This is a genomic window from Bacillus sp. CGMCC 1.16607, from assembly GCF_042683745.1.
Classification (GTDB): Bacteria; Bacillota; Bacilli; order Bacillales; family Cytobacillaceae; genus Pseudoneobacillus.
The window spans coordinates 276,145-289,183 of record NZ_JBHUJX010000018.1; the positions used below are offsets into that span (position 1 = coordinate 276,145).

14 protein-coding genes are annotated in these 13,039 nt (G+C 32.8%); 4 read left to right on the top strand and 10 right to left on the bottom strand.

All coding sequences use genetic code 11. The features are described 5' to 3' along the window. Positions 1–31: 31 nt before the first annotated feature. The 5 genes from ACFSO7_RS11560 to ACFSO7_RS11580 all read right to left on the bottom strand — a co-directional run bounded on the left by ACFSO7_RS11560 (position 32) and on the right by ACFSO7_RS11580 (position 5,728). Positions 32–1,348, bottom strand: a complete 1,317-nt coding sequence (locus ACFSO7_RS11560; RefSeq protein ID WP_377877464.1) for a putative bifunctional diguanylate cyclase/phosphodiesterase — start codon at positions 1,346–1,348, stop codon at positions 32–34. A gap of 216 nt (positions 1,349–1,564) precedes the next feature. After that, positions 1,565–1,948, bottom strand: coding sequence for a hypothetical protein (locus tag ACFSO7_RS11565; protein ID WP_377877465.1), 384 nt, complete (start codon positions 1,946–1,948; stop codon positions 1,565–1,567). A gap of 65 nt (positions 1,949–2,013) precedes the next feature. Next, positions 2,014–4,167: an ATP-binding response regulator gene (locus tag ACFSO7_RS11570; RefSeq protein ID WP_377877466.1), complete on the bottom strand. Its 2,154-nt coding sequence runs from the start codon at positions 4,165–4,167 to the stop codon at positions 2,014–2,016. Continuing rightward, on the bottom strand, positions 4,151–4,873 hold the full coding sequence (locus tag ACFSO7_RS11575; RefSeq protein WP_377877467.1) for a response regulator transcription factor: 723 nt from the start codon (positions 4,871–4,873) through the stop codon (positions 4,151–4,153). The genes ACFSO7_RS11570 and ACFSO7_RS11575 overlap by 17 nt, the downstream gene beginning before the upstream one ends. 300 nt (positions 4,874–5,173) lie before the next feature. Beyond that, on the bottom strand, positions 5,174–5,728 hold the full coding sequence (locus ACFSO7_RS11580) for a DJ-1/PfpI family protein (protein WP_377877468.1): 555 nt from the start codon (positions 5,726–5,728) through the stop codon (positions 5,174–5,176). Positions 5,729–5,842: 114 nt separating this feature from the next. Here ACFSO7_RS11580 and pdxR point away from each other — a divergent pair, with 114 nt between their 5' ends. Both pdxR and ACFSO7_RS11590 read left to right on the top strand, forming a co-directional pair. Next, positions 5,843–7,288: a MocR-like pyridoxine biosynthesis transcription factor PdxR gene (gene pdxR / locus ACFSO7_RS11585; RefSeq protein ID WP_377877469.1), complete on the top strand. Its 1,446-nt coding sequence runs from the start codon at positions 5,843–5,845 to the stop codon at positions 7,286–7,288. A 143-nt stretch (positions 7,289–7,431) separates the two neighbouring features. After that, complete coding sequence (locus tag ACFSO7_RS11590) at positions 7,432–7,881, top strand: GNAT family N-acetyltransferase (RefSeq protein ID WP_377877470.1); 450 nt, start codon at positions 7,432–7,434, stop codon at positions 7,879–7,881. Positions 7,882–8,090: 209 nt separating this feature from the next. On the opposite strand, the gene ACFSO7_RS11595 is transcribed toward ACFSO7_RS11590, so the two are convergent. From ACFSO7_RS11595 to ACFSO7_RS11610, 4 genes are read right to left on the bottom strand one after another with little or no spacing between them, the layout of a single operon-like run. After that, on the bottom strand, positions 8,091–8,423 hold the full coding sequence (locus tag ACFSO7_RS11595) for a tetratricopeptide repeat protein (protein WP_377877471.1): 333 nt from the start codon (positions 8,421–8,423) through the stop codon (positions 8,091–8,093). A gap of 22 nt (positions 8,424–8,445) precedes the next feature. Further along, the gene (locus tag ACFSO7_RS11600; RefSeq protein ID WP_377877472.1) at positions 8,446–8,940 is read right to left on the bottom strand and encodes a GNAT family N-acetyltransferase; all 495 of its coding nucleotides are present in this window, start codon (positions 8,938–8,940) and stop codon (positions 8,446–8,448) included. A gap of 41 nt (positions 8,941–8,981) precedes the next feature. Next, positions 8,982–9,863: a GNAT family N-acetyltransferase gene (locus ACFSO7_RS11605; protein ID WP_377877473.1), complete on the bottom strand. Its 882-nt coding sequence runs from the start codon at positions 9,861–9,863 to the stop codon at positions 8,982–8,984. After that, positions 9,856–10,305, bottom strand: coding sequence for a MarR family winged helix-turn-helix transcriptional regulator (locus ACFSO7_RS11610; protein WP_377877474.1), 450 nt, complete (start codon positions 10,303–10,305; stop codon positions 9,856–9,858). Before ACFSO7_RS11610 ends, ACFSO7_RS11605 begins: the two co-directional genes overlap by 8 nt. Positions 10,306–10,481: 176 nt before the next feature. Here ACFSO7_RS11610 and ACFSO7_RS11615 point away from each other — a divergent pair, with 176 nt between their 5' ends. Together ACFSO7_RS11615 and ACFSO7_RS11620 are read left to right on the top strand one after the other, a co-directional pair. Further along, on the top strand, positions 10,482–11,690 hold the full coding sequence (locus tag ACFSO7_RS11615; protein WP_377877475.1) for an MFS transporter: 1,209 nt from the start codon (positions 10,482–10,484) through the stop codon (positions 11,688–11,690). A gap of 39 nt (positions 11,691–11,729) precedes the next feature. Then, positions 11,730–12,296: a histidine phosphatase family protein gene (locus ACFSO7_RS11620; protein ID WP_377877476.1), complete on the top strand. Its 567-nt coding sequence runs from the start codon at positions 11,730–11,732 to the stop codon at positions 12,294–12,296. A 168-nt stretch (positions 12,297–12,464) separates the two neighbouring features. On the opposite strand, the gene ACFSO7_RS11625 is transcribed toward ACFSO7_RS11620, so the two are convergent. Beyond that, positions 12,465–13,031 carry a hypothetical protein gene (locus ACFSO7_RS11625; RefSeq protein ID WP_377877477.1) on the bottom strand — a complete coding sequence of 189 codons (567 nt, stop codon included), beginning with the start codon at positions 13,029–13,031 and terminating at the stop codon, positions 12,465–12,467. Positions 13,032–13,039: the final 8 nt, after the last annotated feature.

Sequence of the window (13,039 nt, forward strand, 5' to 3'; positions counted from 1 at the left end):
TACTAGATACATAAACTGTATCTTCTTCTTTTTAAATGAAGAATTGATCACTAGTCATTCCGTTCCATTCTTCGATCCATTTACTAAATCTATCTTTCGGAAGTGGTTGGGTAAATAAATAACCTTGAACAACTTTACAATCTTTATTTAACAAGTAATTATATTGTTCTTTCGTTTCTATACCCTCAGCTACTATTTCTAAATTAAACTCCACACCAATTTTAATGATCATTTCTAGGATAGGTAAATAGACAGTCGAATGAGTTACTTTAGATAAAAAGCTTCTATCTATTTTAAGGATTTGAACTGGAAGTGTTTCAAAATAACTAAGTGATGAGTATCCTGTTCCAAAATCATCTATAGCTATACGAATTCCAAGATTTCTTAAATGATGTATTGTATTAAATATTTCATTGTTACCTATTGGCAGGCTTTCAGTTATTTCAAACACGAATATGGATGGATTGATTTTATATGTTTGGAAAATTTTATCAACATTACTTACGAAATCAATACTATGTAACTGTCGAATAGAGATGTTTATTGATACCTTTCCTTGGAATTTCAATTCCTTTTCCCAAACAAGATATTGCTTACACGCTTCGTATATAGTCCAGTATCCTATCGATTCAATTAAACTAGACTTTTCCGCTATCGGAATAAAAGCGGCTGGACTTAATAGTCCTTTTGTGGGATGATTCCATCTTATTAAACATTCATAACCAAATATTTCATTTGTTCTAATATTGATTTGCGGTTGATAGTATATTTCAAGCTGTTCATTTTTTAGGGCAGAAGCAAGTTCATCCTTCAAAATATTAAAATCAATTTTTGTATCGATGAAATCAGGTTGAAAAAAGCGATAATGATTTTTGCCAGAATTTTTTACTATCTGCAAACTTGCAAATGCTTTTCTAAGAAGTGATTCCGCTGTCTTTCCATCATAGGGGAATAATGATATTCCTACACTTGTTGTGATATGCACCTTTTTTCCATTAATTACAAAGGGGTATTTTAAAAGTTTTACAATTCTATTTAATTTATCTAACACTTTCCTTTTTTCATGAACATCTGTAAAAAAAATAGCAAACTCATCCCCAGAAAGATGTCCTACAAAATCAGTATGTTTTACTACATTCAATAACCTATTCTTATATAAGGATAAAAGTTGCTCCCCACCAGCATAATTATATTTTGAAATGATTGACTTAAAATTGTCTATGTTAATAATTAATACCGCAAATGGATTATTGATTAGGACCTGATTAGTAATGAAGCTTTCTATAGATTTTCTACCTTTAGGTAAAAGTTTTTTAAACTTAAGTGTAAATAGAGTATCTATTTTCATATTTACCTCACAATTTAATATTGAGTAACAAATCGAAAATCCCCCAATTTTTACATTGACTGAGGTATTCTAACATTTATAAGTAAAATTTAAGTCAAGAGGTAATCAAATCCTGGTCAAACTACAAATTTTTTCTAAAAAATGCTTAGAATCCTATTTTTCCAAAAGGCAAACTTTAATAGTATTTTTCCTTATACATAGCAAATAATCCTCATCTTAATAGACAGGGATTATTTGATTCTTCTGTTCTTTATGTTGGGAAACAGTCTCATATACCGTATCAATGACTCCTCTTTCAGTATCTTCTTCTAATTTCTGCAGAAGAATTGCACAACTTCCATCTCCAAATGTAGGATACGAAAGAAGACATTCTTGATTTGCTATAACTTGGCTATAAAATGAACCTACAACCAAGGCATTTAATAAACGTGTCTTTGCTTTAAGGTATCTACTTACGTGGTCTATTGCTGAAATCATTCCGATACAATTAGCGTTATTATCGTAGACAATATTTACAGCAACAGCCTTGATTTCTTCTTTAATTAAAAGTGCATTCGATGGAATTAAGTATTTTGGAGTATCTGAAACTATAATAACCATATCAATTTCTGAAGGCCTGACACCCGAACTAGTAAAAACTGTGTATACATAAAAATAGAAAACAATTAGCTATTCTCTAAGGGAAGAATGATTTTTACAAGTGTATACTCTTGTATTTTACTTTCTATTTGGATCGTACCATTATGTGCTTCGATAATCGCTTTTGTAATGGACATCCCTAATCCAGTACCATTTTTTATATTTTGAATTCTACCTTCTCTGAAAAACTTATTAAAAACTTTACTGAGGTTGTCATTCGATATCCCGATACCGAAGTCTTTAATTTCGATGAAAATGGATTTATGATCAACTGTATATACATTTACCTGGATTTCAACGATCTCATGCTTGGAGTATTTTATGGCATTTACAAGTATATTATAAAAAGCCCTATTCATCTTTTTCGGATCTACAAAGGAGTATGGTAAATGTTCTTCATAAACTCTATCAATCTTTATATCCTTTTTGCTTGCTTGTGTACTAGCCAATTCAATCGAATGATCCAAAAGCATGTCAATAAATATAGGTTCTTTATGGTATTCTTCAAGAGGAGAGGTTAATTGTGACACGATATATAAATCGTCTATTAAATCTGTAATGTGATTCAATTTTATTTTTAATATATTGATGAATTCATCTCGATCACTTGTAGGTAGATCATATATCTCAAGCATTTCTAAATATCCCTGAACAGATGTTATCGGTGTCTTTAAGTCATGGGAGAGCTGCATGACTAATTCTGATTTAGCTTCTTCCAACTCTCTTAATTTTTGATTTGTATCAACCAAAGCCTTATTGGATAATTCCAACTCTTTTTTCTTGGAATCCAGTTCATCCGCTCTTTTGTTCAAATTTTTTAATAAAGTTTGAATCGTCATATTCATGTCATTATAAGAGCTTGTTAATTGACCTATTTCATCCCATTTCCTTATGGGAATTTGATAATACTTCCCGTTTGCTAAATCTGTTAAAGCAATTTTTAAAACATGCATTGGAATTGTTATATGCCTAAAGAACACATAAGCCAACATGATAATAAACAGAGAAGATATTAGGGTTGTAACGATTAACTTTTCAAAAAACTCGGTTAACTCTTTTTTTTCTCTCGTTTTCGTTGATAAGATAATAGGGTCCAAAATCTCCCTTTCAGGAATGACCATATTATAGATCCATTTATTACTTTTTATTTCTTTAGATAATAAATAATATTTATCATTCAAAGCTATAATCCTTTTTACTTGTTTGTTTGATTCAAGATTTCTCCTAATCATACTATAATCATTTACGGGAATATGGTTGCCAGTCATAAATTTGTCCAAATTATATGGAGTAGTCTTGATTTCCCTATTTTTATTACCAGCAATAAAGTTTCCTTCATGATCAATGACAAAATTATAGGTATTCTCTTCTTTATACTTCACATTCAATATTCCTGATAAATATTGCAAAGGTACGTCCACACCTACCACACCAATCAACTCTTGTTTATCTGAATATATTGGTGCTGTTGCGCTTACTACCCACGCCGAATTAAACGTGAATTCCTTATATGGTGCCGTCCATGTAATTGTTCTAGTAAGGTTATGGTATTCGTCGGAAACTTTATAAAATGGATACTTTCTAACATCTAAATCTGGCTGTCCCTCACCTGCATCGATTTTCGCTTTAAAATCAAATGAGGGATAAGAAATAATTGCAGAATTAGAATGACAAAACCAAAGATTAAGTTGAATTGCGGAGTTTTTATATACCTCTTTAAAAATAGTATCCATTTCCTTAATAACCATTAACTCCCTATTGAGATCCTTTAAGTTCCTGGAACGAGCACTTACAAACATGTTCGATTCCATATATCGATTTTTATATGGTTGCCATAAAAAACCTTTTGGATCCTCCGTAAGCTCAATTTCTTTTAATGGAATTTTTTCTTTTTTTGAATACAAATATTCAACTTGCTTTTGAATCATTTGAAGGTTTGCTTCAACTTGTTCTAGTTTCAAATTAATCGATTCCGTTTCCTTTTCTAAGGACAACATTTTTTCCTGAACGGTTTGCTTGACTTGCTGATGGATTTGATCATCATTATTACCTTTAATGAGTTTTGAGACTAAGGCGTAATTATAAATTCCAAACACTGTAAATGGTATTAACGATAGCATGAGAGAGAATACAAGTATTTTTGAAAAAATTGATTTGGTTATTTTAGTCTTTGAGAACAAATTTGTATCCTACCCCTCTTACTGTGACAATATATTTCGGATTCAAAGAATTCTCTTCTAACTTCTTCCTTAAGGAGGAAATGTGGACGATAACGGTTCTTATCTCACTATTCGTATCTTCCCCACAAAGGTGATATAGGAGATCCTCAGCAGGAAAGACTTGATTTTTATTTGTATACAAGAAAATGAGCAAATCATACTCTTTTGAAGTCAAATGAATTTCTTTGCCGTTTTGAAGGACCTCTCTAGCTTGTAGATCAATTTCGATATTATCAAAGATTACTTTATTCGTAGATGTTGTGGATATTGGTGTAGGAGGTATTTCTATATATTTACTTAAAATTCTATTCCTTCTCAGATGTGCTCTCACTCTTGCTATAAGAACATTTAATCTAAATGGTTTTTCAATATAATCGTCAGCACCAACACTAAACCCATACACTTTATCGTGATCTCCATTTTTACAACTCATTAAAATGATGGGTGTGCATGTTATTTTTCTAATTTCTTCACAGATGTTAAAACCATCTTTACCTGGCAACATAACATCAAGTAGGATTAAGGAAGGCTCTTTATCAGACTCCAAGTAATCAAGTGCTTCCTCTCCAGTAGAAACCATATTATATTTGAGACCTTCTTGTTCAAAACATAAAGATAGTAACTTTTGTATATCTATTTCATCTTCCACAATTAATATTTCTTCCATATTTCTTCCCTTCTGTCTTTATTAAGTAACAAATTCATTAGGATCCAAATCTTTTAATCTTAAATCGTTAAAAGATTTAGTGCAACCGTTTCCCCAAAGGGGAATATATCCCATAAAAGTAAAAAAGTCCATAATCGGACCAAATTGTTAATGTTAATTTAAGGTTATATTAACTAACGTACGTTAGTGTGTCAATGGAAAACCATGGAAATGAAAGGTAGTTATTGTCCTATTTAATGTTGGTTGATGGACAAAAAGTAGACCGCTATTTCAGCGGTCTACTTTTGATTATTTCTCTATTTACTTTTTATTCTTAAAAAAAGCATAGAATGAATCTAATTGACTTTGGTCAGGGAACAGTTCCAGCTTCTCTGCTACTTTAAATGCAAACTCTACATAGGCATTCCCAGTTGCTGTAATCAGATTCCCGTCAATAACAACATCTTCTTTTTCAAAGATACCTTCGAAAAGCTCAAATTGTGGTTCATTTTTACCGACATTACTAGTGAAGTGCTTTCCTTGGACAACGCCCGCTTCTGCTAAAAGAGCAGGACCATGGCAAATGGCTGCTAGTATAGCTCCATGATCATTTAACTGTTTCAGTTTTGCTTTTAATACCTCGTTCCCCAATGCTGGATAGGAGTTCCCCCCAGGAATCAGGAATAAATCTGCTGTCGTCACATCTAGTTCTTCAATTGCTATATGTGGCTGAATGAATAATCCGTCGTAACTATGTATAGCCTGTCTATCCTTTCCTACTAAAATTAGTTTGTGCTTATAGCTTTTTAGTAAATACCCTAATACAACTGCTTCAAATGCAGCGAACCCTTCATAAACATACATGTAAACTTTCATCTCAATTCTCCTATCATTTTGTATTCTACAATGAAAATAGTAAAATATAACATACCTATAAAAAAGGTCCAATTACGATTATTTTTACTGTACCACTTTAAGGAGGAAGGTTTTTTGACCATCTTAGGGTTACCTATTAATTTATACTTAAACAAATACCCATATAAATATTTAGCATTTTATCATGCGATACGAGACGGAATTTTTAATGGTACGATACCTGCTGGCACTCGCCTCCCTTCTTCAAGGGAATTAGCTAGTCAATATTCGTTATCTAGAGGGACATCCAATATTGTCTATGAAATGCTTTTAGCAGATGGATATATTAAAACGAAAATAGGAAGTGGTACATATGTTTCCCCTACCTTCATCCATGAAAATGTTGATAAAAAAGAAATTAATTATCAATTATCTAATTGGGGGAAAAGACTAAAGAGAGATCCCTATCAATCCGGAATATCTCCACATATTAAGTATGATTTTTCATCTCAAAGAACCCAAAACGAGCAGTTTCCAATTGAAGCATGGAAGAAAGCTGTAAATCAGGGGATTAAAGATCGAGAATATTTAATAGATTCATCATCCAATACAGATCCTAAAGGATTACTAGAGCTAAGAGAAGGAATTGCGAATCATTTAGCGACCACAAGGGCTATCGATACAAATGCTGAAAATATAGTGATCATCAATGGTTCTATAAATGGTATGGCCATTATAGCTCAATTATTAATCTCAGAAGATAATCAGATTTTGGTTGAGGATCCGTCCTACATTAGAGTAAGAAATATTATCGAAACAGTTGGAGGGAATCCTATTCCTTTTTCAATAAAGGACGGACTAAACGATTTGGCTAATCATACAAGTAGACTTGCTTATGTAACACCAAGTAGTCAATATCCTACTGGAAGGGTGATGACATTAGATGAACGATTAGTCTTATTGAATTGGGCTGATTCTAATAATGCATTAATCATAGAAGATGATATTGATAGCCTATTTAGTTTAAAGCAACGCTCTGTTGAGCCTTTAAAGGTGTTAGATTCCCATAATCGCGTTATTTATTTTGGAACCTTTGCTTTTACCTTATTGACCTCTTTAAGAATTGGATACGCCGTTGTTCCTTCCTATTTAATGGATGATTTCATAAATGCTAGAAATGTATTCCAGCCATTTACCGTTTCACTATTAGAACAAGCGGCCATTTCTCAATTTATAAAAAATGGAAGCTATACCAAGCACCTTCGCAAAATGCGAAGAGTTTACCGGCAAAAGCACGATATATTTATGACACTTATGAATACTCATTTAAATGATGCCTTCCATTGGAGTGATGGTGACACCGGAATGCATATATTTGGCTGGTGGAATGGGACAAGTGAAACCTATCAAATATTTCAGGAGTTATGTGCGAAAGAAGGAATCCTTTGGGAGGACCCTTCTCCATATTTTTTTAGTAAACCTAAACCATGTGCAGTTTTTTATTTTAGTGGGTTTAGTGATGAAGGATTAGAAAAGGCTGTGTGTGCAATGGGAAAAATCTATACTACTATAAGAAGTTAAATCTTGTGCTTTTCAATATTCAAAGTCCATGTAATTATTAAATCCTAAGGCAAAGAAATCATTTTGTTTTATAGAAATTCAAGTATTTAATTGCTATTATATGTTTTAATCAAAACTATACTGAAAAATGGGGGCTGAAAATAGTGATTGTAAAATTAGATCTTCATAATAAAGAAATAACCCAAAATATTCTTGATGTGCAAATCCCCTCTTACAAAGTGGAGGCAGAATTAATAAATTTCGATGGTATTCCCCAGTTAAATGATACCGTAGAAAATATATCGGAATCCCCAGAAATTTTTATGGGTTATTACATAAATCATGAATTAGTAGCCTTTATCTCTTTTGATATGAACGAAAACGAGATTGAAATTTGCCGGTTAGTTGTTCACCCTAATCATTTTCGTAAGGGTATAGGAAAAAAACTTGTTGAATATGTTATCAAAGAAATTTCAAAGGATAAAAAGGTCATAGTCAGTACCGGCCAAAAAAATTTCCCAGCCAAAAAACTGTATGAATTCTTTGGATTCAAAGAAGTTAAAAATATCGAAGTAGCTACTGATGTTTATATTACACTACTGGAATTAAATTAAATTTTAAAGAAAGATAGCCTAAAACAGGAGAGAACTTCTGCTCAGGCTATCTTTTAAAAAAGGAATAATTCACCAAGTTTCATCTAACTTATCAGAATAGAACTTTAAAGCTCGACTATATGTTTTTATCCATTGATCTGAGGAAGTATCGATTAAATTATTTAATAATAGTGTCATTGCCATTTCTGACTGCTTCAAGTTATATAGTGTCATAGACAAAATGTTTGGATAGCCCTATTTTCTGGAAATTCAAGTAACCCTTTTTCCAAAGTGCGTAAAGCCGCTTCATATTCTCCAATACATCTTTGGCTGCTACCTAATTGAACAAATACTTTTTCTCTATTACTGCCTTCAATACCTAAGGAAATAGCTTTTTCATAATATGGGATAGCTTCACTTTCTAGTCCCAGCCCATCATGTGCGGAGGCACAATAAAACTGAACATCTGCGTCATCCGGATACGTTTCTATTAATTTTATTAGGATATTACGTGCTTCTTCGTCTTTATTCTCTTTCATTAGTTGGATGGCAATATCTAACATCCATACTTACCCCTTAAATATATTAAATCTGTAATTCTGACACCATATCCCAAGAGGTTCCATCAATGCCTACCTTTTTGAAGCCAAATCTAGTATATAAATTTAATGCGGGATTATTAGGATCTACACTTAAAGAGATTGCGGTAATTCCTTTCAACTTTGCTTCTTTTATTAAAGATTCTAAAAGCAGTGTTCCCACACCTTTTCCTCGATAATTAGACAAGACAGCCATACTAAGTATCGGTGTATTTTCATTGACGAATCCATATGTTTTATTTTCTTCTTTAAATAGTCTTATCCATATGGCTCCTATAGGAGTATTTTTTGAATCCACTGCAATAAAGGATAAATCCCCTTTTCTCCCCCAACTTTTCACATAACATTGAATCTTTGGATCGTCTAATATGTCTCTTGGTGGCTTCGGATGTCCCTCAGGCACATAAATAGCTTCATATAACATATCCCAAAGAAAATCTTCATCTTTTTCTGTACCAAGTCTTATTTGATATTCAACCATTTTCATTGCTCCATTCTGATCTGATTTTGTAAGCAAGCCCATTAAGCTTGAGAAGTAATCGGATGTTTAAAATATTTTGGCATTTGAACATTTTGATTATTTTTTACAAATAGAACATTACTATCTTCATAGGGTACTAATTCAAATTTTACACTCTTATCATTTGGAGTAAAGTGGAAAATGACATGATTGATGTCCTTTGTAGCAAAGGCGCCAACTATTCTACTTATATTTACTTCATCCTCACTTATCACATCATAAATATGGAGATCTTGGCCCTTCGTTTCGCATAAAACAATAGCCTTTTGGTCTGCTAAATAATAGATATGATGATTAAAAACATGGATACAATAGAACATTAGCAGTTCTTCTGTACCATTCGTTCCGAAAAGATTGGAGACAGTCGATCTTTGTGATGCCAAATAATAAATAAAATCTAAATCTTCTTTTCTACTTACATCTAACTTTTGAAAATTTATTCGTTCATTTTCGGGAATTTGAGGAATCGCCATCGTAAATAACGTTTCCCCCAATCGATTGAACCCAAACTTTGGATAGAAGTCGAGAACTGATTGATTGGCAAAAAGATACATTAGATCATACTCGGAATAATCTTCTAACACCCGATTCATTAATTGCCTGGAATAACCCTTCCCCTGATAATCTGGATGGGTCATAACCGTACCAATTTGTATTGCTCGTTTTTGCTCATTTTGAATGACTAAATTCAGAATATTTACGGACACATTTGCTACCACCTTATTTTCTAGTACGAAAGAATAAGGTATGTATTTATCTCCCCAAAACCCATGCTGGTACCACTCTTCAAATTCAATGCCAAAGATAGAAGTAGCTAATTCATTAAAGCTTTTTCTAAGAACCTCATTATTTCTATAGCCTTTTACAAACGTTAATTCACTCATTGCCTTCACCTCTTTTTCCTATCACGGAATGAAGTTTTTTAACAAGATTTCTGAAAGTCATCACTTCTTCTAATGTAAATTCCGAATAGTATTTGTTGATAATGTCTTGATCTATATCGTCATAGTTTTGAAAGAGGGCAACACCTTTTTCTCCTAACATCACAAAGACTTCACGTCTGTTGTTTACATTTACCTCTCGTTCTAAATAATTCGCCACCTCTAGTCGACTAATTAATTGGCTTAGTGAACTCGGTGAAAGTGACAGCTTTTCTGATAAAAAATTAACCGTGATCTTTTGCTCATCCCTTACTGTACGTAATAATAAAAGCTGTTTAGGTGTTAATTCATGATTTAATAGGGATTCATATTCTTTCGTTATGGCCGAATTTACTTGTTCAAGTAAAGCAAACGCTTCTTTAACATAGGCATTTTTACTCTCCATAATTGCCTCCCAGGTTTATATTTTATACTCGTAAATATTTTATATACATAAAGTATTTATAAACATAAAACAATCAACTGTCAACTGATTTCAAATCGAAAGACTTAATATTACATTTTTTTCTATACTTGTAGTATCTTTAGAGGAACGAAGTAAGAAGATCGTGAGGAGCTATCATGTGGAAAAATAAAAATGTGTGGATTTTATTAACGGGTGAGTTTATTGCAGGATTAGGTTTATGGCTTGGTATCATTGGGAATTTGGAATTTATGCAGGAAAAGGTTCCTTCTGATTTCTTAAAATCTCTCATTCTAGCAGTAGGTTTAGTTGCCGGTATTATTGTTGGACCAATGGCTGGTCGAATGACTGATCAAATAAGCAAGAAAAAAGTGATGCTTATTTCAGGCTTTGCTCGAGCCATGAGTGTCATTTTCATGTTAATCGCTATTCAAACTGGATCCGTTTGGTGGATGGTTGTTTTTCTTATTTTTCTTCAAATCTCGGCTGCTTTTTATTTTCCAGCTTTACAAGCAGCCATTCCTCTTGTAGTCGAGGAAAAAAATTTATTACAGCTTAATGGGATTCATATGAATGTATCCACGATTTCACGAGTATTAGGAACCGCTTTAGCTGGAATTTTATTAGTAATCATGTCACTTTCAATGCTATACGTCTTGTCTTTAGTGGCTTATTTAGGGTTATTTCTTTTGACCTTGTTCTTGAAGATCGATGAGGAGAAAAAAGAACCGAAGCTAGACAAAGGGAAGGATGCAGCTAGATCGAGCTTTAAGGATGTTTTTCCAGTTATTAAAGGAATACCCATTGTGTTTATGACACTTGTATTAACACTCATCCCTGTCCTTTTTCTCGGTGGATTTAACTTGATGGTCATTAATATTAGTGAACTACAGGATAGTACATCCATAAAAGGGTTAATTTATACTTTCGAAGGTATTGGTTTCATGTTGGGTGCCTTTATCGTCAAGCAACTTTCGAAAAAAAGATCGCCATATGCAATTTTATTTTTCTTCTCATTTGTGATTGGGTTGTCACAGCTAATGCTCTATTTCGCAGATATAAGAATTTTATCTTTATTAGCTTTTTTTGTCTTTGGTTTTTCGGTTGGATGCTTTTTTCCAACAGCTGCAACGATTTTCCAAACGAAAATCCCGAAAGACTTTCATGGAAGGTTCTTCTCCTTCCGAAACATGCTTGATCGCGTTACGTTCCAAATCGTTCTGCTCATGACGGGATTCTTATTAGATGCAGTGGGGCTTTCAATCATGTGCGTGATATTTGGAGTACTCTCCCTTATCATGACTGGGGCATTTTATGCGAAGTTTAGGCAGAAAAGAGTAGGTATGGTGGAGGAGAAGGTTTCCTAAATTTCATTAGAATATAGTACTAGAAATAGGAGTCTATCTATGGAAATTTCATTAATTAGACACGGAAAATCTCTGTGGACTGAAAATAATCCAATAAATTGTAAAGAGTTTAAAAATTGGGTTGAAAACTATGATAGCAATGGAGTTTTTAATGAGAAATCTTACCCACCAGAAACAACTAATATTATTTCAAAAGCAAATGTTGTAATTACAAGCCACTTGAAAAGGTCAATCGAGTCTGCTAGCTATTTACAGCCGAGCATTAAAACAATTTCAGAACCATTGTTTCGTGAAACAGAACTTCCTAATTTTCCAACAAATTTGTGGGGATTAAAGCTACATCCAAATATCTGGGCAGTTTTTTTGAGATGCCTATGGTTTTGCGGATATTCAAATGGTTGTGAATCTTTAGTTGATGCAAAAGTCAGAGCAGAAAAAGCAGCTAAACGTTTAGTTGAATATACTAAAGAAAAAAATAATGTAGTACTAGTCGGTCATGGATTTTTTAATATGTTGATTGCTAAAGAACTTCAAAATTTAGGTTGGATTGGCAAAAGAAACACAAGTTCTAAGCATTGGCACTCAACCACTTATTCTTTTGATTAGCAAATATACTATGTAATTATTAAGGAAGCTTTTAAAATACCGCCTATTAATAAAGGAAATCCAATTCATATGCGAATTGGATTTCCTTTATTTTCTCCCAAAATTTATTCACTTATTTGAAGAATGTTGCACTGCTGATAAGATTATTTTTTCCATTTCTTCCTCTAATCAGTTATTGCTGATTTTTTCTGCGATATCCATTAAATTATTTACTCCTAATGTTGGCTGCTTTTTATTTATATGATTGTAAACTCCATAGAAAACGCCATCTTGAATCCATGTCAGTCCTTCACCATATTCAACAATTCCGTATTTCGCGTCTTTTCCATTCGGTAGTTTAACTATCTCCGTTTCTAATTTCTCGTAATCTTGTAAATCCTTATCTAATTTCGAAAATACTATGTATAGTTCTTGCGCTGTTTTTTCATTCAAATAATGAAGGCTTACGCGATGTACCTTTTCTTGTCCATACTCAGTTATATTGATCGTTCCCTCTTCTTTAGTGATTGAAAAGGGTAATTCATTGATAAGAGGAATAGCAAAATTCGCTTTTTGTTTTGTTTCTTCTAATGAAAGTCCCACTAAATTGGAATAGCCCGTTGGAACCTTACCTCCTGAATCGGATGTAAGATATACTGCTAACGCCAAAATAATGAAGAGTCCACACATAATCATAATTTCTATCTTACTTTGAAATTTATGTTTAAAGGATGTCTCGATTGTTTGTGTACTCATCTAGTTCC